Here is a 22831-nt window from a genome sequence, read left to right on the forward strand (position 1 = left end):
GTGTACACCACGCGGCTCTGATTGTTGTAATAGACCGAGTAACGGTCGCCGCCGTGGGAGTTGAACGCATATTCGGTGCATTGGGAATGCCACGGGCCCCAATTTCCGTCAGGCGGCCCGAGATGGTCTTCGACATCCGCGCGCGTCATGCCGATCTTCACGCGGCTCATGTACTCGCGCGGATCGGGGTCTTTCACGAAGGCCGAACACCCGCTCAGGCCGATCAGGACAGAGACCAGCACAGAGATCAGCGCAACCACGCCCCACGTTTTCGATTCGAACATCGCTTCAGCCCCGCAAAAGGACTGAAAGTAACGGCATCGGGTGCGCGCGACAATCGAACTAGTCTGAAAGTGTGCGCGGATGTCGTCGCGCGATCTCCGCCGCGCCGATGCACGCCGCCAGCCACGCGCCGCCGGATGCGAAACCGCCGATCACATCGCCGGGAAAATGCACGCCGATCACGACGCGGCTCGTGCCGATCGCCAACACGACAAAACACGCCAGCGCGACGATGAGCGGGTCCCGGCGCGTCGGCGCGAGGCGCAGCAGCACGTAGGCGCACATGCCGTAGCAGACGATCGAACCGAACGTATGTCCGCTCGGAAACGCGAAGTTTTCGGGCAACGGCACCGTCGCGCCGGTGGGACGCGCGCGGCGCATCGTCGCCTTGAGCGCCTGGTTGAGCAGGCCGCCCGCGCTCGTGACCGCGGCGAAGTAGACGGCGAGACCGAAGCGGCGCGTGAGGACGAGCGCCGCGCACATGAGCGCGCACAGCAGCGTGAGAAACCACGGATCGCCGAGATGCGTGAGACCGGCGAACCATCGCGCGGCGAACGCGGGCGTGCCGTCGCGCACGGCGTCGAGCAAACGCTGATCCGCCGATGAAAACGCCGTGCCGTGGGCGATGCGCGTCGCGAGGGCGACGAACACCGCCGCGCCGGTCACGATCGCCACGCCCGCCGCGAGCGCGATGGCCGCGCCCGGCGCCCGCCGTTCGCGCGCGGCCCACGCCCACGCGCCGGCCGCAATGGCCGGACCGGCGAGGAGCACGATCGCGATGATCGCGACCGCATGGCGTTGCGCGAACGCGGTGTATTCCATGATGTCCGGTTTTCTCCTAATCCCGATGGCGCCGGCTCAGGACGCGACCGCGTGGCCCTGCGCTTCGAGCGGCCGTTCCCAGCCGAATGCCTGCACGCGCGCAACGGGTTTGTCCGCGACGAGCACGCCGCAGATTCCGCCGGGCATCGGCAATGTGAGGCCGTGCCAGTCCGCCCGATGCGCCTTCTCGCCGGCTTCGGCCCGCTGCGCCCGCGTTCGGCCGATGCGCGCGGCTTCGTCCCACATCGCCTGTCTCGCGGCCGTGTCATGCGCGCCAGACGTTTCGAGGGTCAAGCCGAGCCCTATTCTCGCCGATGCCACCGCGACCACGATCCAGATGCCCGAGTACGCGACATCGACGTGAACCGGGCCATCGGCATGCGGATGCGTAACCACGATGCGATCGTCCGGTTCGTCCTCGACGCCCACCAAGTGCGGCTCGCAATGGAACATGTGCGAAAGCACGAGCCGCAGCGTCGCGCGCGCGACGGCAAAACGCCGCCCGAGCGCCGAATTCGGATGCAGCCGCGCGCGTTTGCGCTCCGCCAGACTGAGCCAGTTCCCGATATTGGACGCCGACGCGAAGCGGAACTCGCTCGGCACCAGCCATAGACAGACTTCGCCGGGCGCGGGTGGTTCGTGAATCTGCAAGCGCAATTTGGCGAGATCGTAGTAGCGCCACGAGACATCGGTGGCGGGGCGCGGCGGGATGCGGTCGATGGAAGGCATGTGCGTCGGCGGAGACGGCGGCGCGCGCTCACGCCGAAATGCTCCGCATTCAGGACAAACTTACATTTTCCACGCTCGATGCTTATGGGACGCTTATCCCGCCAGCTTCGGAAATGGCTTAGGCCTCCGGCCTACGGGTCATCCCCGAGTTGAAGTTTCATCAATCCCACCCTCAAAAATCGTCGATTCCTCCCCGCGCGACGCCCGCCGCAGAATGCCTCAGAGCCATCGCCACGGTGGCCGAACCCTGCACATCACGCGGATACAAGGAAGGAGTCAATGGAAAAGAATCTGTTCATCGGCGAAGGCTTCGAAGGGCCGGGCGTCAATCTCGCTCACATCAACGTGCTGGTCGGCCCGCGCAACGGCCCGGCCGGTCAGGCTTTCGCGACCGCGCTCGCCACGCCTTCCACCGGTCACGCGCCGTTCGTCGTGATCGCGCAGCCGGGCGTGCCCACCAAGCCGCTCACGCTCTATGTCAACAAGGCGCAGATCGAAGGCGAGTTCCACGGCAACGCGACCTGGGGCGCATCGCAGGCGGGCATCGCGAAGGCCGTGGCCGAATCGCTCGAAAACGGCACGCTGCCGCCGCAAGCCGAGAACGACTGGGTCGTTGTCTCCGCGAACTGGGTCAATCCGAAGACCGACGATCTCGACGCCGTCTTCGAGAACAACTATCGCGCGTGCAAGAACGCGATCGTCGCCGCGATGGAAGGTCTGCCGCGCAAGGAAGCCGTGTTCAAGGCCGCCCGCGGCGTGTCGAATCCGTTCTACACGCCGAAGAAGTAAGGAGATCGCCAAATGGAATATGTGCGTCTCGGCCAGTCCGGCCTGAAGGTTTCGCGCCTGTGCCTCGGCACGATGAACATGGGCACGCCGCAATGGAAGCCGTGGATCTTCGATGAAGCGCAAAGCGAGCCGATCGTGAAGCACGCGCTCGACAAGGGCGTGAACTTCATCGATCTGGCCGATTTCTATTCGACGGGCGTCGGCGAGGAAGTCGTCGGCCGCATTCTGAAGCGGCTCGTGAAACGCGAGGAAGTCGTCGTGACGACCAAGGTCGGCTACGACATGGCGAGCCATCCGAACGCGGGCGGCCATTCGCGCAAGCACATCATGGATGGCATCGACGCGTCGCTCAAGCGTCTCGGCATGGATTACGTCGATGTCTACATGCTGCATTACTTCGACGTGAACACGCCCGTCGAGGAGACGATGAGCGCGCTCGACGAGATCGTGCGCGCGGGCAAGGCGCGCTATATCGGCGTGTCGACGATGTACACGTGGCAATTCGCGAAGATCATGCAGGCGTGCGAGCGCCACGGCTGGCACAAGCCGGTCAACATGCAGTTGCAGTTGAACCTCGCGTATCGCGAGGAAGAGCGCGAGATGATTCCGTACTGCATCGATCAGGGTGTCGGCGTGTCGGTGTTCAGTCCGCTCGCGCGCGGCCTGTTGAGTTCCGATGCCAAATCCACGCGCAATCAGACCGATTTCTTCACCGCGCAGATGTACGGCGATCGCGCGTCGCAGGACATTGCGGCATCGGTTGCGCGGGTCGCGGCGCGGCGCGGCGTGCCGGCGGCGCAGATCGCGCAGGCGTGGGTGCTGAGCCGCCCGGGAATTTCGAGCATGCTCGTCGGCGCGGATTCGGCGGCGCAATTCGATAGCGCCCTCGCCGCGCTCGACACCCGGCTCGACAACGACGAACTACACGAACTAGAGCGCAATTACACGCCTTGCGATCTCATCAACGATTACACGGCGGGGCGGCGCATCACGCGCGAGGCCCGCGCCGCGCAAGGCGCTTTCGAACACGAACTGGAGCACGCGGCATGATCGGTCTGTTGCAAACGAATCACTACATCGACGGTAAATGGCGCGAAAGCGCGAGCACGTATCCCGTGCGCAATCCCGCCACGGGCGAAGTCATCGCGAACGTCGCCCACGGCGGCGGCGGCGAAACGCGTCAGGCGGTCGATGCCGCGAAGCGCGCCTTCCCCGCATGGCGTGCGCTGACCGCGAAAGAACGCGGCGCGCGCGTGAGGCGCTGGGGCGAACTGATGCTCGCCAATCGCAACACGCTCGCCGAACTGCTCACCCGCGAGCAAGGCAAGCCGCTTGCGGAAGCGCTCGGTGAAGTCGCGTATGCGGCGAGTTTCTTCGAATGGTTCGCGGAGGAAGCGAAGCGCAGCTACGGCGACATCATTCCGAGTCCGAAGCCGAACTCGAAGATCGTCGTCACGCGCGAGCCGGTCGGTGTCGTCGCGGCCATCACGCCGTGGAACTTCCCGCTCGCGATGATCACGCGCAAGGCCGGCCCCGCGCTGGCCGCGGGCTGCACGATGGTGCTGAAGCCTTCCGAAGAAACGCCGCTGTCGGCGCTCGCTCTGGCTGTGCTCGCGCAAGAAGCCGGCATTCCGGCAGGCGTGTTCAACATCGTGTCGGGCGACGCTGTTGCCATCGGCGAGGTGCTCACCGCATCGCCCGATGTGCGCAAGCTCTCGTTCACGGGCTCGACGCGCGTCGGCAAGCTGCTCGCGAAGCAATCGGCGGATACGTTGAAGAAGCTGTCGCTGGAGCTTGGCGGCAACGCGCCGTTCATCGTCTTCGACGACGCCGATATCGACGCCGCCGTGCAGGGCGCGATGGCGTCGAAGTTCCGCAACACCGGGCAGACGTGCGTGTGCGTCAACCGCTTCTACGTGCAGGACGGCGTGTACGACGCCTTCACGCAAGCATTGACGCGCGCGGTGCACAAGCTTCGGGTTGGCAACGGGCTCGAAGGCGAGTTCGATCAGGGGCCGCTCATCAACGCGGCCGCGTTGAAGAAAGTGCAGACCCATGTCGCCGATGCCGTGAGTAAAGGCGCGAAGGTGCTGACCGGCGGCAAGCCCCACGCGCTCGGCGGCACGTTCTACGAGCCGACGGTGCTCACGGATGCCGCGCCTTCGATGCTGATCGCCGATGAGGAAACCTTCGGTCCGGTGGCCGCGTGCTTCCGCTTTGCGACGGAAGAGGAAGTCGTCGCCGCGGCGAACGACACGCCCTTCGGCCTCGCCGCGTACTTCTACACGCGCGACCTGGGCCGCGCGTGGCGCGTCGCGGAGGCGCTGGAAAGCGGCATGGTCGGCATCAACGAAGGGATCATCTCGACGGAAGTCGCGCCGTTCGGCGGCGTGAAGCAGTCGGGACTGGGCCGCGAAGGATCGAAGTACGGGCTCGACGAGTACATGGAGCTCAAGTACATGATGATGGCCGGCCTCGGCCGCTGATTCATCGCCACGCCGCGCACGCACGAACGATAACGCCATCGCGTGCGCGGTTTTTCTTGCGGCGTACGACGCGCCGCTCCGCCCGGAAGTGGAGGAGATACTCTTGGACATGCAAAGCCTGAGCGCGCAGCCGCTCGCACCGGGCGCCGCCGCGCCCTTCGATACGCCGCGCAATCCCGTCGCCCTCGACGACGTGCCGCTGAATCGCTTTCACGTGAAAATCGCGGGCCTGACTTTCGGCGCGCATTTCACGGAAGGTTATGCGCTCGGCACGATCGGTTACGCGCTGTCGTCGTTGAACCGGCAGATTCCGCTCGATGCATTCTGGATGGGCCTGCTCGGTTCGTCCGCGCTGATCGGCATCTTTCTCGGCAGTCTCGTGTTCGGCTGGCTCTCCGACAAACTCGGCCGCCAGAAAATTTTCCTCTTGAGCTTCATCATCATCACGGCGGCTGCATTCGCGCAGTTCTGGGCGACTACGCCCGCCGTGCTCGTCGGCTTGCGCGTGTTGATCGGCATCGGCATGGGCGGCGATTTCGCGGTCGGTCATGCGATTCTCGCGGAGTTCTCGCCGCGCAAACATCGCGGCGTGATGCTCGGCTCGTTCAGCGTGATCTGGACGATCGGCTATGTGATCGCGAACGTGCTCGGCATGCATTACGCGGACGCATCGCCGGATGCGTGGCGCTGGCTCCTCGCCTCCGCCGGCGTGCCTGCGTTCGTGGTGCTCGTCTTGCGCATCGGCACGCCGGAGTCGCCGCGCTGGCTGCTCGGCAAAGGCCGCGTGGACGAAGCGATGCGCATCGTGCGCAAGCACTTCGGCCCGAACGTGACGCTCGAAGCCGACTCGGGCGAGCATTTCGCCGGCAAGGGCGGCTTCGCGCGGCTGTTCGAGCCGGATTTGATCCGCCGCACGATATTCAACTGCGCGTTCTTCGTGTGCCTCGTGATTCCGTATTTCGCGATCTACACGTTCTTGCCGAGCATTCTCACGGCGATCCGTCTGCCCGAAGGCTCGGGCGCCGATCTGCTGCTCAACGGCTTTCTCGTGCTCGGCGCGTTGCTCGGAATCTGGCTCACGATCAAACTGTCGCGACGCTCGTTCCTGATCGGCTCGTTTGCGGTGTGCTGCCTGTCGCTGTTCGTGTTGAGCATGCTGCCGTCATCGGCGAATGTCGGGATGATCGTCGCGTTCGGCGTCTTCACGTTGACGATGTCGGCGTTCTCGAATCTGGTCGGCGTGTTTCCGCCGGAGTGCTTTCCGACCGAGGCGCGGGCGTGCGGCGTGGGCCTGTCGATTGCCTGCAGCCGGCTCGGTTCGGCGGTGGGAACGTTTCTGTTGCCGCTCGGGATCGCGCAGGCCGGCGTTCAGATGACAATGCTCGCGCTCGCCGCGGTGTTGCTCGTCGGCATGCTGGTGTCGATCGCGTGGGCGCCGGAGACCAAGCATCTGACGCTGAATCAGGCGAGCGGAGGCTGACGGATCGCTACGGCTGCGCGGCCTTTGCTCCCTCGCTGCGCAGCCATTCCGCAAACGCCTGAACGGAATCCGAACCGGCGAACGATGGCGCGATATCCAGCCAATAGCCGTAAGGCCCGATCGACTCGACCGGCGACAGCAGAACCAGCGCTCCGTCGTGCAACTCATCGGCGATCATGTTGCGATCGACGACGCCAGCCCCGAACCCGCGCGCGCCGCGTGAATCGCCTGATCGAGCGTCGAAAACTCGATGCCGTTCTCGCCGAACGCGCGCGGCAATCCGGCGGCATCGAGCCAGTTGGGCCAAAGCGTGAGCCGCGTGTCGTTGTGCAGCACATGCAGCGCGGGCAGCCGCTCCAGCAGCGCTTCGACCGACTGCCCCGCGAACCGCAACGCGCCGACGAGCACGTGCCGCTCGATGAACAGCAACTCCGACCGATGATCCGCCCGCGCCTCGTAGCCGAAGCGAATGCAGCACTGGCGGTCGTCCACGGCATCGGTGCGCACGGAGAGATCGATGTCGGGCACCGCGTCCATCAGCGAACCGAGTCGCGGCGAAAGCCAGCGCGTCGCGAAAGTAGGCGGCGCGATCACGGTCAGGCGCTTGCGTTCGCTGCGTTGCACGGTGGCTAAAGAACGCGTGACGCGCTCGATCGAATCGAACGCTTCCGACAGGCACGCGAGCAGTTCCTCGCCCTGCTTAGTCAGCCGGATGCCCTTGTGATCGCGATCGAAGAGCTTCGTGCCGAGCGCATCTTCGAGCAGGCGAATCTGGCGGCTCACCGCGCCCGGCGTCACGCACAATGCCGCCGCGGACTTGTTGAAGCTCATGTGGCGCGCGCTTTCCTCGAAGAAGCGCAACGCGGTCAGGGATGGCAGTCGCCGCACGATCGTCTCCGTTATTTGCGCGCGCCTCGTTTGCCGCCGAGCGCACGCGCCTGCTTCTCGATCTCCCCGCGCAGCCATTCGCGAAAGAGCGCGACCTGCGGCGCATCGTCCTGACCTGTTCGCGTGACGAGCCAGTACGACTGATGCCCGTCCACCTCTACATCGACGATCGGCACGAGCGTGCTTTGCCGCAACTCGTGGCCGATCATGTTGCGATCGGCGATCGTCACGCCGAGCCCGTCGGTGGCCGCGCTAATCGCATGATCGAGCAGATCGAACTCATAGCCGCCGCGCGTATCGACATTTTCGATATTCGCCGCCTTGAGCCAGTGCTGCCACGTGAGATAACGCTGATCGCCGGTCGCGAGCACATGCAGCAACGTGAAAGCGTTCAGATCGATGCCGGTCGTATCGCAATCGCCGAGCAGCGCGGGCGAGCACACGGCGATATGCCGCTCGTTCATCATCAACTGATTGTCGAGGCCTTCCCATTCGCCGTTGCCGAAGCGGATGGCGCAGTCGAGCGCGCCCGATTCGACGAGATCGTCCTTCAGGCGCGTGGTCAGCGTGATTTCGAGTTCCGGCGCGGCGGCGCGCAGCGATTGCAGACGCGGCATAAGCCAGCGCCGCGCGAAGGTAGGCGGCGCGTTGATGCGCAAGCGCCGCAAATGAGTCTTTTCCTGGATGCTGCGCACCGTGAGTTCGATGCGGTCGAACGACATCCTGAGCGCCTGCAGCAAGAGCCGCCCCGTCGCCGACAACTCCAGGTGATGATGACGGCGCAACAGCAACGGCTCGCCGAGTTGCGTTTCGAGTTGGCGCACTTGCCGGCTCACCGCGCTTTGCGTCACATGCAGCAGTTCGGCCGCGCGCGTGAAGCTGCCGGTGTGACCGGCCACTTCGAAAGCCCTCAGCGCGTTCAGGGCAGGCATCTTTCGCTTCAAATCGGTCTCCTTCCCGGCGTTCGACGCGCGCATTGAACCCGCATCCGGACCAGAACGTGCCGCTCTTGGGCGACATTTTACGAATCGAGGCAAATTATGCCGCTTCGGGGCGCGAAGGCGTTCATGCCCTCGCCCCCGTGACGATCAGGCGACTTCGACCGGCGCGGGGGCGCGTTCGACGAGTGGGCGGGCGTCGTCGAGAATCATGTCCGCGCCCTTCTCCGCGACCATCATCACCGGCGCATTGAGATTGCCCGACGTGATGTTCGGAAAGATCGACGCATCGACGATTCGCAGGCCTTGCATGCCATGCACGCGCAAGCGCGCGTCCACGACCGCGGTGCGCGCGTCCGGGCCCATCGCACACGAACCGCACAAGTGATAGATCGAGCCCGACTGCTCGCGGAAGTATTCGAGCATGTCGGCGTCGCTCGTCACTTGCGGCCCCGGCGAGATCTCTTCCGCCGTGATCGCGCGCAGTGCGGGCGAACGCATTATCTTGCGCACGAGCTTGCTGCCCTGCACGGCTTCGTGGAGGTCCTTCGGCGTCGTCAGCGCGTTGATGCTGATCTTCGCGGCATCTTCCACGCGGCTCGATGCGATCTCGATCGATCCGCGGCTCGTCGGCCGGCACGGATTGAAGCACAGCAGAAAGCCCGAATACGGCTCGGGTTCGAGTTGCGCCTTGCTGCTCTTCGGAATGCGATACGAGAGCGGATTGAAGTAGAGCTGCAGGTTCGGCTCTGTCTCGTCGTCATCGCCTTTGAAAAAGCCGCCCGACTGGTTCACGCTCATCGAGAGCGGCCCTTTGCGCGCCGTCAGATAACGCATCGCGGCGCGCGCCTTGCCGAAGAGCGTTCCCAGTTCGTCGTTCAGCGTCTTCACTGTCGCGCGATAGTAGAAGCTCACGCACAGATGATCCTGCAGATTCGCGCCGACGGCCGGCAGTTCCTGCACGACGGGAATGCCGTGCTTCGCGAGCAGCGCAGCGTCGCCGAGACCGGAAAGCTGCATGAGCTTCGGCGTATCGACGGCGCCCGCCGACAGAATCACCTCGCGCCGCGCGTGAAATCGCCGCGACTCGCCGTTGCGCGTCGCGGCGACGCCCGTTGCGCGCTTGCCGTCGAACAGCACGCGGCTCACGCTGATATTGCGCTCCACGCGCAGATTCCTGCGCCCGAGCACGGGATGCAGATACTCAAGGCTGCTCGACGAACGCTCGCCGTTGCGCGCGTTGAGGTCATAGACGGTCGCGCCTTCGTACTCCGCACCGTTGATGTCGCCGGTCACGGGATAGCCCGCCTGCCGCGAGCCTTCGAGGAACGTGCCGCAGATGGCGTGCGCACCTTCTTTCATCGACGAAATGCTGATCTTCCCGTTCGCGCCGTGATACGGCGTGTCGCCGGCCCAGTGCGATTCGAGGCGTCGGAAATACGGCAGCACGTCGCTAAAGCCCCAGCCCGCGTTGCCCGCGCGCGCCCAGTCGTCGAAATCGTGCGGCTGGCCGCGCACGTAGATCATCGCGTTGATCGAGCCGGAGCCGCCCTGCACCTTGCCGCGCGGGCAATACAGCGAGCGGTTCTTGAGTTGCGCTTCCGGCTCGCTGTAGTACATCCAGTTGAATTCCGGGTTGTAGTAGGTTTTCGTGAAACCGACCGGAATCTTGAACCAGAACGAATCGTCCTTGCCGCCCGCTTCGAGCAGCAGCACCGAGTGCTCGCCGGACTCGGTGAGGCGATTGGCGAGAATGCAGCCCGCCGATCCCGCACCCACGATGATGTAATCGAATTCCATGTTTCCCTGCTTTTCGTTCAGCCCTTCGCGGGCGCGAGATCTTTCACGTCGACGGGTTTCGCGGCCATCTGCAGATGCAGGCGCTCGCCCGTGTACGGCGTATTGGCACGCACGACGTCCATGTTCAGTTCGACGCCCAGGCCCGGTTCCGTCGACGGAACGATGTAGCCGTCTTCCCAGCGGATCTTCGTCTTGAGCACCTCGGCGTGAAAGCCGTCCCACGTGCCGATGCTTTCCTGGATCAGGAAGTTCGGCGAGCACGCGGCGATCTGGATGCTCGCGGCCGCGCCGACCGGACCGTTGTAGAGATGCGGCGCGATTTGCGCGTAGTACACCTCGGCGAGACTCGCGATCTTCTTCGCTTCCAGCAGACCGCCGACACGGCCGACGTTGAATTGCAGAATCGACGCCGCGCGCGTTTCGAGCAGCTTGAAGAACTCGTACTTGGTCGTGAGGCGCTCGCCCGCCGCGATCGGAATGCTGGTCTTCGCGGCGACTTGCGCCATCGCGTTTTCCTGTCCGGGCGGCACCGGCTCCTCGAACCACAGCGGATCGAACTTTTCGAGGCGCTGCGCAAGACGGATCGCCGACGACGGCACCATCTGACCATGCGTGCCGAACAGCAGATCGGCCTTGCTGCCGACAGCCTCGCGCACCTTGCGGCAGAACGTCTCGCAGCGATCCATCACTTCGAGCGAAAGCTGATGGCCGGAATATGCGGTGTAGGGGCCGGCCGGATCGAACTTCACTGCCGTGAAGCCGCGCGCGACGTTGTGCGCGGCGCATTCGGCGGCGAGATCGGGATCGTCGTAGTCGTACTCGCCGCGCGCGTTCTTCGGATAGAGATACGTGTAGGAACGCAGACGTTCATGCACGCGTCCGCCGAGCAGTTCATAAACGGGCTTGCCCGCCGCCTTGCCGATGATGTCCCAGCACGCCATTTCAAGGCCGCTGAGCACGCCCATCATCGTGAGATCGGGACGCTGCGTGAAGCCGCTCGAATACGCCTCGCGATAAAAGCGCTCGACATGATGCGGATCGTGGCCGAGCAGATAACGCTCGAACACGTCTTCGATGATCGGCGTCATCGCCTTCGGATGAAACGTGGCGGAGTAGATCTCGCCGACGCCTTCGATGCCGCACGCCGTGCGCAGCTTCACGAAAATCCAGTACATGCCGCCGACATGCGGTGGCGGCACCGCGACGATATGCGTTTCCAGCGCGGCGATCTTCATTGTTGCGCTCCCTGCTTTCCGAGTCGAAGTTTGAACATGATGGCCGCCACGCCGCCGAGCGCGGACATGAAGGCGATATAGCCGAAGTACAGTTGATATCCGTACACGCCCGGATAGGTCTGCGTCAGATAGCCGTTGATGAGCGGCAGCACCGCATCGGGCGAATAGCCGACGACGGACACGAGGCCGATCGCGAGACCCATCGTTTCGGGCGGCACCTTGCATTCATCGAGCAGCGACCAGTAGAGCCCGCGAATCGCGTATGTCATCACACCGATGAACAGCACGAGCACGGCGACGATCACATGATTCGAGATGCCCGGCGCGGCCATCAGCACGACGAGCGCGGCGGAAGCGGCAAACAGCGCGACGATGAGCACGGAGGTCTTCGAATAGCGGTCGCCGAGAAAGCCGCCGCCGATGCCGCCGATCGGACGCATCCACAGCTTGAGCGTCGTGATGAAGCCGGCCACGACCACGGTCAGGCCGATTTCCTTCTCATGCAGATAAGCGGAAAAGCTGTACGTTGACCAGAAGACCTGATAGCCGCAGAACACGATCGCCGAGAGCAGCGCGAGCTGCGGATTCTTCACGAGCGAGGCGAGATCACGCAGCACGTTGCGCTTTTCGCGCTTCGCCGTTGCCGCCGCCCGCGCGCCTTGCGGATCGCGCACGAGACCGAGCACCACGCCAAGCCCGATGCACAGGAACGCGTACATATAGACGACGAGCCGAAAGGCCACGGCGGTCGATTCGCCGCGCGTGCGCGTAACCCACGCGAAGAGCCCGATCGCGATGGTCGCGAGCAACGCCTCGATCAGGCCGCGCCCGCCGTCTAGAAAGCCGAAGAAGCGGCCTTGCTCGTCGGCGGCGGCGATCGTCTGCACGCGCTTGATGATCGCGGCCCAGAACGTGAGGCCGGTCGTCAAGCCCCATGCGCCGAAGATCACGATCAGCGAACCGAACGACGGCGCGGTGGAGTACCACAGCCCGAGCGCGCCCGTTGCGATCAGCGAGAAGCTGATGAGCAGGCGCGGCGCGACACGATCCGCGAGCCAGCCGCTCGGCAGATAGCACACGAGGAAGATCGTGCCGAGCGCGGAGTAGAGATAGCCGAGTTGCGCTTCGCTGATATGGAAGACTTCGAGCATCGTCGGCTGATAAACCTGCCGCAGATACAGAATCGGATAGATGGCGCCAGCGGCAACGACAAGCAGCGCGAGCTGGATATAGCGGTCGGCGCGCGTGCTCGCGAGCGGCGTCGCGACGCTTTGCCCGGATTGAGCGGGATTCGATGACACAGGCGTGCTCCTCGAAGGTCAGCGGCGCGCGGCGTGCGAACGCCGCGCGGCTGGGCCTTCAATATGTTTTATTAGAAGGTGAACAACGTGCTTGCTAGAAGGTGAACAACGTGCTTGCGGCCGTCAGCGGCCGCGAGATTCAGTACTTCATGACGACGAGACGCGTCTGCGTGAATTCGAGCATGCCGTGCTTGCCGTCGTCGCCGCCGATGCCGGAGCGCTTCCAGCCGGAATGGAAACCTTGATACGGATCGGCGGGCGTGCGGTTGATATACAACTCGCCCGCTTCGATCGAATTCGCGACCTTCATCGCGGTGCGGTAATTCTCGGTGTAGAGCACCGATGAAAGGCCGAACTGGTGATCATTCGCCATCGCGAGCGCTTCGTCGATGGTGGCGTATTTCAGCACCGCGAGCACGGGGCCGAAGGTCTCTTCCTGCACGATCTCCATGTCCTGACGGCAGTTCGACAGCAGCGTCGGCGGATAGTAGAAGCCCTTGCGGTCCGGCACTTCGCCGCCGGTTTCGAGCGTGGCGCCCGCTTCGAGCGCGCGGCGCACCATTGCGTGAACGCCGTCGCGCGACGCCTCGTTCACGAGCGGGCCCATGCAACTCGCGTCTTGATGGCGATCGCCGATGGACTTCGCGTTCATCTGCTCGCGCAGCAAACCGACGAATTCGTCGTAAATGCTCTCGTGCGCGTAGACCCGCTCGATCGCCGTGCAAAGCTGACCGCTGTGCGTGAGCTTCGAGGCGACGAGTTCGCGCGCGGCCTTCTGCAGATCGGCATCCGGCTCGATGATCGCGGGCGTCTTGCCGCCCAGTTCCAGCGAAGGTTTCGCGATGTTCGCCTTGCAGTATTCGAGCACCTTGCGGCCCGCGTTGACGCTGCCCGTCAGCGTGATCATGCCGACCTTCGGATGCGTGCAGACGACTTCAGCCGTCGCGTGATCCATCGCGACGACGTTGATGACGCCCGCGGGCAACGCCGCGCGCTCGACGGCGCGCGCCAGCTCGAACGCCGACAGCGGCGTGTTGTTGCTCGGACGCACGACGACCGTGTTGCCCGCGATCAGCGCCGGCGCGACCTTGCGCATCAGCGTGTAGATCGGGAAATTGAAGGGGATCAGACAGGCGACGACGCCGATCGGCTCGCGATGCAGCACGAGGTTTTCATTGGGCGTGTCGCTCGGAATGACTTCGCCTTCGATACGGCGCGCCCATTCCGCGTGATAGCGCGTGATCTGCGCGGCGTAGACGGCTTCGTTGGTCGCGTCGAGCAGACTCTTGCCGGACTCGGCCGCGAGCGCCGCGCCGATCTCGCCGGAGGCTTCGACGATGGCATCCGCGAGACGCTGCATATGGGCGCCGCGCTCGGCGGCCGGCATGACGCGCCACAGGCGTTGCGCCTCGGCGGCGCGATCGACGGCGAGAAGCGCCTGCTCGCGCGACGCGTTGTGAACGTGGCCCAGCACCTCTTCGGTCGCGGGATTCAGGATGGCGGTGACTTCATCGCTCGCGGGCTCGATGAAACGTCCGTTCACGAAATTGCGTTCTTGCTTCATGTGGCGGTTTCCTTGATCGTCGCGCGCCGCCGCGCCCGACTGCCCGCAGATCGGACAACCGCTGCGACAAGGCAACGCATTTGCGGCTCATTCTTTCGCGCCTCGCGCTGCAACGACAAGCGAAGAATTTTCTGGAAGAACATTCAAAAAACTCGCGCTCGCCGTTCGACTAAGCCCTTTATCAGTCCCGCTTTCATCGCGCACAATCGATCGCTCGCGGTTCCCGCCAACCCCGCTGGCCGGGACCTCTTCACGAATAAGTAAAAGACTTGGGACTTTCATGAGAATCAAAGCAATCGGCCTGGGCGCGCTCGCGTGTATCGTGACTTCAGCTCATGCTCAGAGCAGCGTGACGCTGTACGGCGTCCTCGACGAAGGGTTCGACTACACGAGCAATGTCGGCGGAAGTCGCGTCTACGAACTCGCGAGCGGCTATGCGTCGGGCAGCCGCTGGGGCCTGCGCGGCGTCGAAGATCTGGGCGGCGGCACGAAGGCCGTGATGCAACTCGAAAGCGGCGTCAATCTGAGCAACGGCGCGGCCGGCCAAGGCGGACGCATGTTCGGCCGGCAAGCCTACGTTGGCATGACCAATGACCGTTTCGGGTCGATCAAGCTCGGTCGTCAGTACGATTCGGTGGTCGATTATCTCGCGCCGACGACGGCCAACGGCAACTGGGCCGGCTACCTCTTCGCGCATCCGTTCGACAACGACAACACCGACAACTCGTTCCGCGTGAACAACACCGTCAAGTACGCGAGCCCGACGTTTAACGGCTTTCAGTTCGGGGGCACGTATAGCTTCAGCAACGACACGAACTTCGCGAACAACCGGCAGTACAGCGTCGGCGCGTCGTATGCGAATGGCGGCTTGCTGGTCGGCGCGGCTTACTTGCGCGCCGATGGCGTCGGCGCCAACGCGAACGGCGCGATCGCGACGAACGACGCGAGCTTCATCGCCCAGCGCATGCAGATTTTCGGCGCGGGCGTGAACTACACGTTCGGCAACGCGACGGCGGGCTTCGCGTACACGAACTCGAATTATCGCGATCCGACGACGAACGGTTATATCGGCTTGCCGCTCGCATCGGCGGGCAACACGCTCAAGAACCTCAGGTATCAGAACTTCGAAGTGAACGGGAAGTATCAGTTCAGGCCGGACTTCTTCGTCGGCGCGCAATACGTCTATTCGACCGAAACGTACGATTCGACCGCGGGCGCCGTGAAGCCGCACATCCACTCGGCCGGTCTGATGGCGGATTACTTCCTCTCGAAGCGCACCGATGTGTACGTGCAGGGCGCGTATCAGAAGATCGCGGGCAGTTCGACCGGCTCGACGATGGATCAGGCGTTCATTCCGGGCACGCAGGGACTGTCGTCGAATTCGGAGCAGTTCGTCGCGCGCGTGGCGTTGCGGCACGCGTTCTGACGTTCGGGCCGAAGCAATCGCTGTCCGCGTCTTTTGCGTGGACAGCCGAATCTCTCAGCGTTTTCCTAAGCATTTCCTAAGCTCTTGTCCTCTAATCTTGCGGCTTTCCCGAACGGGAGGATTCCGCGAGATGAAGCACACGCCCGCTCCCGCCGCCGCGCGCCGCCGTCGGACGCCATGACCGCACGGAGACACGCCATGAGGGTATTGCTCGTCGAAGACGACCGCATGATCGGCGAATCGGTCCAGAGCGAACTGCGCGAAAGCAGCTACGCCGTCGATTGGGTGCGCGACGGCCAGCTCGCGCTCACGAGTCTCACCACGCACGTCTACGACGCGATCCTGCTCGATCTCGGCCTGCCCGGCGCCGATGGCTTCGACGTGTTGCGCGCGGCGCGGCGCGGGGCGAATCACGTGCCGCTCATCATCGTCACTGCGCGAGACTCCGTCGAAGAGCGCATTCGCGGACTCGACGAAGGCGCGGACGATTACCTCATCAAGCCCTTCGACATCTCCGAGCTGAAAGCGCGTATGCGCGCGGTGATCCGACGCCGCGGCGGACAGGCCGCGCCGCTCTTGACGAACGGCGTGCTCACGCTCGATCCGGCGACGCGCGAGGCCACGTCCGGCGACATCGCGATACGTCTTTCCAGCCGCGAATTCGCGCTGCTGCAAGCGCTGATGATCCGCCCGGGCGCGATCCTCTCGCGCGCGGAAATCGAAGACCGCATCTACGGCTGGAACGAGGAAGTGGAAAGCAACGCGGTCGAATTCCTGATCCATTCGCTGCGCAAGAAGCTCGGCGCCACGGCCATCAGGAACGTGCGCGGCGTGGGCTGGATGGTCTCGAAGCAAGCATGACGCGGTCGCTTCAGTTCAAGCTGTCGGCGTGGCTGTCGGCGCTGATCGTCGCGATCGCGGCGGCGGGCGGCGTCATCGCGTTCCAGACGGCGTTTCACGAGGCCAACGAGTTGCAGGACGGGCAATTGAAACAGATCGCCGCGCTCGTCACGCCCCGCACGCTCGCGGCGATGGAGCGCGAGGCGCTCGGCCGCGTCGTCGGCGCGGACCCGGAATCGAAGCTCGTCATCCAGACGATCGCCGAGCGCGCGCCGCTGCCGGTCGCGGCCGATCTGCGCGACGGTCTGCAGAACGCGGTCGTCGCAGGCACGCGCTGGCGTCTCGCCGTCAAGACACTCGACGACGGCACGCGCGTCGTGATCGGCCAGAAAACGGCGGGCCGCGACGAGATCGCCCGCAACAGCGCGCTCGCTACCGTCATGCCCTTCGCCGCGCTCGCGCTCGTGCTGCTCGCGGCGCTGCATCTGATCGTGCGTCGCATGTTCCGGCCGCTCAGCGCGTTGTCGGCGGGGCTCGACACGCGGCCCGAACACGATCTCTCCGCGCTTTCCGGCGACGCGCTGCCGAGCGAAATCGCGCCCTTCGTCGTCGCGATCAACCGGCTGCTCGCGCGCGTGGAAACGTCCGTGGCGCTGCAACGCCGCTTCGTCGCCGATGCCGCGCACGAACTTCGTTCGCCGCTGACCGCGCTGTCGCTGCAGGCCGAGCGGCTGAACGCGGCCGAGATGTCCGACGGCGCGCGCGAACGGCTCGATGCGTTGCGGCGCGGTCTTGCGCGCACGCGTTCGCTGCTGCATCAACTGTTGATGCTCGCGCGTTTGCAACAACGCAGCGATGCGGACCTTGCGCGTCTGCGCGTGCAGGAAGTGTTTCGCAATGTTCTCGAAGACCTGATGCCGCTCGCGGAGGCGAAGGACATCGACATAGGCGTGTCGAGCTTCGACGACGTGTTCATCCACGCGCCGCAGGCCGATTTCACCGTCATGGTGAGGAATCTCGTCGACAACGCGATTCGCTATACGCCGGCGGGCGGGCGCGTCGATCTCGCGACGGGCGTTTTCAATGCGCGGCCGTGGATTCGCGTCGAGGATAGCGGCCCGGGGATCGCGCCCGAAGAACGCGCGCGCGTTTTCGATCCGTTCTATCGCGTACTCGGCAGCGATACGGACGGCTCCGGTCTCGGGCTCTCGATCGTCGGCACGATCGCGGCGCGCATGGGCGCGAAGATCGAGCTTACGGATGCTGAGTCGCGCGGACTCGTCGTGACCGTTACGTTCTAAACGGCGAGGCCGCGCCCGATCGTTAGCTGCTTAAGGAGACATGCAGCGCACCCCGCACCATACGCGAGCCGCATGTCGGGCGCGCGCGCGGCATGCTATCTTCGATGCGTCCCTCCGATGGGTCATTTCGATGCCGCCATCATGAGTCAAGTGCGCTATCCCCTCGGCCCCGACGACCGCGTGCATCTGCTCTGCTGGCTCACGTGCGGCTTGCTCGGCGCGTACTACATCGAAGGCGACTGGCCCGATACGTCGTTTCAGGTGCGCGCCGCGCATCGCTGGCTCGACCGGCATCATCGCGCGGCCGACTGGATCGAGACCGCGCGGCTTTCGGTGGCGGCGCACGCACTCGCCGCGCGCTTCTCCACGATGCTCGACGCAGACGCCTCGCGCGGCGACATCGAGCGCATTCTCGAAGGCGAGGATCTCGACTACGAAAGCGTGCTCGTGCAGCGCATCTATCACGAGTGCTGGATCGAATTGTCGAGCGGGCGCAGGCCTTCGCATTAACGCGGTCCCTTCTTCCTTCAGTCTTTTCGGCGCATGGCGGCGATCAATTTTCATGCCGCGGCGCACGCGCGTCCCAATGCGTCACGCGTTCGGGTGCGGACATTTTTTGCCCGGCGCGAATGTGCGGAACCCCACATAGGCGCATCGGACGCGGCGCTACCATCGGCGCCTGCTCGCACATCGATGTTCGCGCCCTCGGCCGAATCCTGAATCGCCGGGATGAAAAGCGGCTACACCGTCAGCGGCCAAGAACGATGAAAACGATCGACACCGACCGGAGGTCGCCATGCAGCGCAGCATTCGTCCGCTTGTTCCTCGAACCGGGATTCATTGCGCGCGCCTGCGGCCGCTCGCGATGCTCGTGCCACTCGTCGCGGGCCTGACATGCGCGAGCTTCGCCAATGCCGCGCCGCCTCTGCCGAGCGGCGGCCAGTTCGTCGCGGGTAGCGGCACGATCGGCGGCGGCGCTCAGGCGCTCACGATCAATCAGACGTCGACGCGCGGCGTCATCGACTGGAACAGTTTCTCGATCGGCGGCGGACGCCAGGTCACGTTCAACAACGGCAACGGCGCGACGCTCAATCGCGTGACCGGCGGCGATGCCTCTGTGATTCTCGGGCAACTCAGCGCGACGGGCAGCGTGTATCTCGTCAATCCGCAGGGCGTGCTGGTGGGGCCGGGCGGCGTCGTCGCGACGGGCGGGCGCTTCATCGCGTCGGCGCTGGACGTCGGCAACGACGCGTTCATGCAAGGCGGCCCGCTCACGCTCGCGGGCGGCGGCAACGGCATGGTCATCAATCTCGGCACGATCGGATCGAGCGGGGGCGACGTGTTCCTCGTGTCGCGCACGGCGGCGGTGAACGGCGGCAGCATCGGCGCGCCGCAGGGCACGGTCGAGATCGCGACCGGCAATCAGGTGCTCTTGCAGGATTCGTCGGGCGGACAGCAAGTTTTCGTGCAGGCGGGCAGCGGCGGCACGGCGATGAACGGCGGCACGATCCAGGCGGCGCAGGCAAACCTGCAAGCCGCCGACGGCAACGTCTACGCGCTCGCCGGCAACGGCAGCGCGATCCGCGCGACCGGCACCGCGACGCGCGATGGCCACGTCTGGCTCGTCGCCGATCAGGGCGCGGTCCACGCCAACGGCGCGCTCGCCGCGGCGAACGCGGACGGCAGCGGCGGCACGGTCGAAACGCGCGCGAACGCGCTCGACGTCGCGGGCGCGAACGTGCAGGCACGCACGTGGAAGCTCGGCGCGCCGACCTTCACGGTCGATCAGGCGAACGCGGACGCCCTCGCGCGCAGTTTGAGCAACGGCACATCGGTCGATGTCGAAGCGAGCGCCGGCGATCTGAGCGTAGGCGGCAACGTCCAGTGGAACGGCAACGCGACGCTTACGCTGGGCGCGGCGCACGGCGTGGCGATCGGCCCGGGCGCGAGCATCGGCAACACGGGCAACGGCAATCTCACGCTGCGCGCGGATTCGGGCGGCATCGACAACGGCGGCGGCATTGCGAACAGCGGCACGATCGACTGGTCGAAGAGCGGCGGCATCGTCAGCGCGCTCTACGACATGACCGGCAGCTATGCGCCGGGCACGCTGCTCACGAATAGCGGATGGACCGCCGCGCCGTACAGCGGGCTGCTCACGCAGGCGACCGCGTACAAGCTCGTCAACAACCTCGCCGATCTCTCCAGCGTGTCGAAAGACCTCGCGGGCAACTACGCGCTCGGCAAGGACATCGACGCAAGCGCGACCGCGTATCCGAACTACTTCACGGCGATCGGCGCGAGCGCGACGCCATTCACCGGTCAGTTCGACGGCTTCGGCCACACCATCGACAAGCTCGCGACGACGTCGAATCTCGGCGACGACCGCCAAGGCATGTTCGGCGTGATCGGCGCGCGCGGCGTGGTGCGCGACCTGAATCTCACGAACGCCGGCACGAGCGGCTATGCGTCGGGCGCGTATGGCTTGCTCGCGGGCCAGAACGACGGACTCGTCACCTACGTCAACACGACGGGCAGCGTCGGACAGTTCGGCTTCGGCGGGGCCGGCGCGGGCGGGCTCGTCGGCGTGAACAACGGGGTGATCGAGCGCTCGTCGAGCACGGCGGACGTCGGCTATCAGATTCCCGCGGGCGGTCTCGTGGGCGTCAACAACGGCACGATCGCGCAGTCTTACGCGACCGGCGCCACGGTGGCCGGAACGCATGGCGTGACCGGCGGGCTCGTCGCGTACAACAACGGACTCATCACGCAGTCGTATGCGACGGGCAGCGTGGGCGGCTTCGGCGGCGGCGGGCTCGTGTACGTCAACGGCGCGACGGGCGTGATCAACGAGTCGTTCGCGGTGGGGCAAGTCGGCGGCGGCGGACCTCCGGGCGATCCGGAAGGCGGCATCGCGGCGTCCAACCAGGGGGCGATTCACAACAACGTCTACTGGAACAAGGAGACGACGATTCGCACCAGCGCGGCCGGCTCGAATTCGGGCACCGCGCCGCCGGATTCGAACGGGCTCACGACCGCGCAGATGAGCAACGCGTCGAACTATCTCGACTGGAACATTCCGTCGGGCGGCGTCTGGGCGATACCGGCGGGCGCGACGCATCCGGTCTTGCAGTGGCAGCAGGCGCAGCCTTGAAACGCTAGCTTCCGATCACGAGGAATAGCTCCCCGACCGGCGCCTTCGATCCATTCGGCACGACCGCCTTCAACGGAAAGCCATACGTTCCGCGAAAGCCGACGAAGCGGCCGACCTGCACGCGAATGCCCGCGCCGACGCTCGCCAGCGACGCATTGTTCACTTCGCCGAATTCGGCGATGCGATTCCACACGTGCCCCGCGTCGAAGAACACGAACGGCTGCAGCGCCGCCGCGCCCGCCGATATCGCTGGCGCGCGCAATTCGGTTTGCAGGTTCCAGCCACGATCGCCCTGCGCGGAATACGGCTCGTAGCCGCGCACCGTGGCGTCGCCGCCGAGCCCGAGTTCCTCGCTCGGCAAAAGCGTGCTGCCGGTCCACTGCCACAACCCGCGCGCCGATATCGAAAAGCCCGATTTGCCGAGCGGCATGTCGCGCTGCGCCGACAACTGCATGTATTGATAGCGCGGCTTCGCGCCGAGACGCGCGGCGTCGTAGGCGGCGTCGTTGCTGGCGCTGTCGAAGTAACCGGGGCTCACGAAGAGCGCTGCGTTCAGATGCGTATCGCCCGATGCATCGCTCTTTGAAAGATCGTAGGCGAGCACGAACTGATGGATGTGCGTGTTCGCATTGAACACCTGAAAGCCGCCGAATTCGAGGTCGTTGTTCGAGCGCTTGAAGTCGTAGCCGAACTGCATCTGCTGTTGCCACGCGCCCGCATTATCGAGTGGCGGCAGGCGCCAGTCGTAGCGCAAGCTGAGCTGCGCGCTGAGACCGGTTTGGCCGTAGCTGTCGGGCAAACGCGGCGTGCTTTGCGCGAACACGCCGAACAACTCGACGCGATCGAGCCACGGCAACGGCGCGACCACGTTGAACGCGTGAGCGATATAACGCGGACGATCGGGCCGTCCTTCGATATCCGGATTGCCGCTCAATAGGTCGTTGCTCGCGGTCATTTGATAGCCGATGCGCGCATCGATGCCGAACAGATTGCCGTAGTCGAATCCCGCGAGAATGCGGTCTCGGCCGAGGTCGGGCACGCCATCGTTGTTGTAGCCGCCGTAGACGCGAAACGGAAAGCGATCTTCCGTTTGCAGCACGACATCGGTCGTGCCGGGCGCGGCGCCGGGCGCATAGACCACGTCCACGCGCCGGTACGGATTCGCGTTGAGCCGCGCGAGTCCCGCGGCGACATCGGCTTCTCGGATCGGCTCGCCGCTCGCGAGCGGCATCTCGCGCGCGAGCAGCGCGTCGGAGAAATGGCGATTGCCTTTCGGGATCACGCGCCCCGCGCGAAACTCGGCGATCACGATCCTCACGACGCCGCTGCTCACGTCCTGCTCGGGCACGTACACATCGACGAGCGGCTGGCCCGCCGCGCGATAGCGTTGCACGACGGCGCGCCGGATTTCCGCGAGACGCGCGAAGGTCAGAGGCTTGTGGAGATCGACGGAGAAGGCGTCGAGAAAATCGGGCGTGAGCAACGCAATGCCCGTCGACGTGATCGCGCCGTTCGCGCCCGATTGCGTCGCGGCCGATGCAGCATCCGCGCGCACGAACGCGATGCCGCGCAGTTCCGCAATCGCGACGGTGTGCGAGTCGTCACGCGGCTCGGGCGGCGATGGCGACGCGCGCGGCCGGTCGACGGCGGGCGGCGCAATCGGCGCGACATCGCGATACGACTGCGCGGTGGCATCGCGCGCGGCGACTATGCACGCGATCGTGGTCGAGAAGACCGTCGCGGCGATGCGTGCGCGCGTCAATCGCTCAGGCGCGCGCGGGGATCATGCGGCATGT

At 65.1% G+C, this 22831-nt stretch carries 18 protein-coding genes and 1 pseudogene; 9 read left to right on the forward strand and 10 right to left on the reverse strand.

The genetic code is table 11. The annotated features are described in order from the left end of the window. From bamE to AWB82_RS29100, 3 genes are all read right to left on the reverse strand, one after another. The coding region (gene bamE, locus AWB82_RS29090) for an outer membrane protein assembly factor BamE domain-containing protein (RefSeq protein ID WP_086972826.1) at positions 1-284 on the reverse strand (284 nt) is incomplete at its 3' end. Positions 285-342: 58 nt separating this feature from the next. Next, positions 343-1104 (reverse strand): phosphatase PAP2 family protein, encoded by a 762-nt coding sequence (locus AWB82_RS29095; protein WP_086972787.1) that lies wholly within the window; start codon positions 1102-1104, stop codon positions 343-345. Positions 1105-1140: 36 nt separating this feature from the next. After that, positions 1141-1833, reverse strand: a complete 693-nt coding sequence (locus tag AWB82_RS29100; RefSeq protein ID WP_086972788.1) for a 4'-phosphopantetheinyl transferase family protein — start codon at positions 1831-1833, stop codon at positions 1141-1143. Positions 1834-2112: 279 nt separating this feature from the next. Between AWB82_RS29100 and fae the strand changes: the two genes are divergently transcribed. The 4 genes from fae to AWB82_RS29120 all read left to right on the forward strand — a co-directional run bounded on the left by fae (position 2113) and on the right by AWB82_RS29120 (position 6588). After that, on the forward strand, positions 2113-2622 hold the full coding sequence (gene fae, locus AWB82_RS29105) for a formaldehyde-activating enzyme (protein WP_086972789.1): 510 nt from the start codon (positions 2113-2115) through the stop codon (positions 2620-2622). A gap of 12 nt (positions 2623-2634) precedes the next feature. Next, positions 2635-3672 carry an aldo/keto reductase gene (locus tag AWB82_RS29110; RefSeq protein WP_086972790.1) on the forward strand — a complete coding sequence of 346 codons (1038 nt, stop codon included), beginning with the start codon at positions 2635-2637 and terminating at the stop codon, positions 3670-3672. Next, the gene (locus tag AWB82_RS29115; protein ID WP_086972791.1) at positions 3669-5108 is read left to right on the forward strand and encodes an NAD-dependent succinate-semialdehyde dehydrogenase; all 1440 of its coding nucleotides are present in this window, start codon (positions 3669-3671) and stop codon (positions 5106-5108) included. The genes AWB82_RS29110 and AWB82_RS29115 overlap by 4 nt, the downstream gene beginning before the upstream one ends. A 109-nt stretch (positions 5109-5217) precedes the next feature. Next, the gene (locus AWB82_RS29120) at positions 5218-6588 is read left to right on the forward strand and encodes an MFS transporter (protein WP_086972792.1); all 1371 of its coding nucleotides are present in this window, start codon (positions 5218-5220) and stop codon (positions 6586-6588) included. 7 nt (positions 6589-6595) lie between these two features. On the opposite strand, the pseudogene AWB82_RS29125 reads toward AWB82_RS29120, so the two are convergent. From AWB82_RS29125 to aldA, 6 genes and pseudogenes are all read right to left on the reverse strand, one after another. Further along, positions 6596-7476 (reverse strand): annotated as a pseudogene (locus AWB82_RS29125) (LysR substrate-binding domain-containing protein). An 11-nt stretch (positions 7477-7487) separates the two neighbouring features. Further along, positions 7488-8408: a LysR substrate-binding domain-containing protein gene (locus tag AWB82_RS29130; RefSeq protein ID WP_086972827.1), complete on the reverse strand. Its 921-nt coding sequence runs from the start codon at positions 8406-8408 to the stop codon at positions 7488-7490. A 156-nt stretch (positions 8409-8564) separates the two neighbouring features. Next, positions 8565-10214 carry a GMC family oxidoreductase gene (locus tag AWB82_RS29135; protein WP_086972793.1) on the reverse strand — a complete coding sequence of 550 codons (1650 nt, stop codon included), beginning with the start codon at positions 10212-10214 and terminating at the stop codon, positions 8565-8567. Positions 10215-10231: 17 nt separating this feature from the next. Next, positions 10232-11449 carry a mandelate racemase/muconate lactonizing enzyme family protein gene (locus AWB82_RS29140; RefSeq protein WP_086972794.1) on the reverse strand — a complete coding sequence of 406 codons (1218 nt, stop codon included), beginning with the start codon at positions 11447-11449 and terminating at the stop codon, positions 10232-10234. Continuing rightward, positions 11446-12750, reverse strand: a complete 1305-nt coding sequence (locus AWB82_RS29145) for an MFS transporter (RefSeq protein WP_086972795.1) — start codon at positions 12748-12750, stop codon at positions 11446-11448. Before AWB82_RS29145 ends, AWB82_RS29140 begins: the two co-directional genes overlap by 4 nt. 139 nt (positions 12751-12889) lie before the next feature. Then, the gene (aldA, locus tag AWB82_RS29150) at positions 12890-14314 is read right to left on the reverse strand and encodes an aldehyde dehydrogenase (protein ID WP_086972796.1); all 1425 of its coding nucleotides are present in this window, start codon (positions 14312-14314) and stop codon (positions 12890-12892) included. A 280-nt stretch (positions 14315-14594) separates the two neighbouring features. On the opposite strand from aldA, the gene AWB82_RS29155 reads away from it, so the two are divergent. The 5 genes from AWB82_RS29155 (at position 14595) to AWB82_RS29175 (ending at position 21035) form a co-directional block, all read left to right on the forward strand. Then, positions 14595-15740: a porin gene (locus AWB82_RS29155; protein ID WP_086972797.1), complete on the forward strand. Its 1146-nt coding sequence runs from the start codon at positions 14595-14597 to the stop codon at positions 15738-15740. Between the two features lie 198 nt (positions 15741-15938). After that, positions 15939-16601, forward strand: a complete 663-nt coding sequence (locus tag AWB82_RS29160; protein WP_086972798.1) for a response regulator transcription factor — start codon at positions 15939-15941, stop codon at positions 16599-16601. Then, on the forward strand, positions 16598-17881 hold the full coding sequence (locus AWB82_RS29165; RefSeq protein WP_086972799.1) for an ATP-binding protein: 1284 nt from the start codon (positions 16598-16600) through the stop codon (positions 17879-17881). Before AWB82_RS29160 ends, AWB82_RS29165 begins: the two co-directional genes overlap by 4 nt. 141 nt (positions 17882-18022) lie before the next feature. After that, entirely contained in the window at positions 18023-18391 is a 369-nt protein-coding gene (locus AWB82_RS29170) for a hypothetical protein (protein WP_200818222.1), read from the forward strand. 286 nt (positions 18392-18677) lie between these two features. Further along, positions 18678-21035: a beta strand repeat-containing protein gene (locus tag AWB82_RS29175; protein WP_086972800.1), complete on the forward strand. Its 2358-nt coding sequence runs from the start codon at positions 18678-18680 to the stop codon at positions 21033-21035. Between the two features lie 4 nt (positions 21036-21039). On the opposite strand, the gene AWB82_RS29180 is transcribed toward AWB82_RS29175, so the two are convergent. Further along, entirely contained in the window at positions 21040-22797 is a 1758-nt protein-coding gene (locus AWB82_RS29180) for a ShlB/FhaC/HecB family hemolysin secretion/activation protein (protein WP_086972801.1), read from the reverse strand. Positions 22798-22831 lie beyond the last annotated feature (34 nt).

It is taken from the genome of Caballeronia glebae, assembly GCF_001545035.1.
Classification (GTDB): Bacteria; Pseudomonadota; Gammaproteobacteria; order Burkholderiales; family Burkholderiaceae; genus Caballeronia; species Caballeronia glebae.

Coding starts and splice junctions, on each gene's coding strand:
- AWB82_RS29110 (WP_086972790.1), top strand. CDS start 2,635: ATGGAATATGTGCGTCTCGGCCAGTCCGGCCTGAAGGTTTCGCGCCTG.
- AWB82_RS29115 (WP_086972791.1), top strand. CDS start 3,669: ATGATCGGTCTGTTGCAAACGAATCACTACATCGACGGTAAATGGCGC.
- AWB82_RS29135 (WP_086972793.1), bottom strand. CDS start 10,214: ATGGAATTCGATTACATCATCGTGGGTGCGGGATCGGCGGGCTGCATT.
- AWB82_RS29165 (WP_086972799.1), top strand. CDS start 16,598: ATGACGCGGTCGCTTCAGTTCAAGCTGTCGGCGTGGCTGTCGGCGCTG.
- AWB82_RS29120 (WP_086972792.1), top strand. CDS start 5,218: ATGCAAAGCCTGAGCGCGCAGCCGCTCGCACCGGGCGCCGCCGCGCCC.
- AWB82_RS29170 (WP_200818222.1), top strand. CDS start 18,023: ATGAGTCAAGTGCGCTATCCCCTCGGCCCCGACGACCGCGTGCATCTG.
- AWB82_RS29175 (WP_086972800.1), top strand. CDS start 18,678: ATGCAGCGCAGCATTCGTCCGCTTGTTCCTCGAACCGGGATTCATTGC.
- fae (WP_086972789.1), top strand. CDS start 2,113: ATGGAAAAGAATCTGTTCATCGGCGAAGGCTTCGAAGGGCCGGGCGTC.
- aldA (WP_086972796.1), bottom strand. CDS start 14,314: ATGAAGCAAGAACGCAATTTCGTGAACGGACGTTTCATCGAGCCCGCG.
- AWB82_RS29130 (WP_086972827.1), bottom strand. CDS start 8,408: ATGCCTGCCCTGAACGCGCTGAGGGCTTTCGAAGTGGCCGGTCACACC.
- AWB82_RS29140 (WP_086972794.1), bottom strand. CDS start 11,449: ATGAAGATCGCCGCGCTGGAAACGCATATCGTCGCGGTGCCGCCACCG.
- AWB82_RS29160 (WP_086972798.1), top strand. CDS start 15,939: ATGAGGGTATTGCTCGTCGAAGACGACCGCATGATCGGCGAATCGGTC.
- AWB82_RS29095 (WP_086972787.1), bottom strand. CDS start 1,104: ATGGAATACACCGCGTTCGCGCAACGCCATGCGGTCGCGATCATCGCG.
- AWB82_RS29155 (WP_086972797.1), top strand. CDS start 14,595: ATGAGAATCAAAGCAATCGGCCTGGGCGCGCTCGCGTGTATCGTGACT.
- AWB82_RS29100 (WP_086972788.1), bottom strand. CDS start 1,833: ATGCCTTCCATCGACCGCATCCCGCCGCGCCCCGCCACCGATGTCTCG.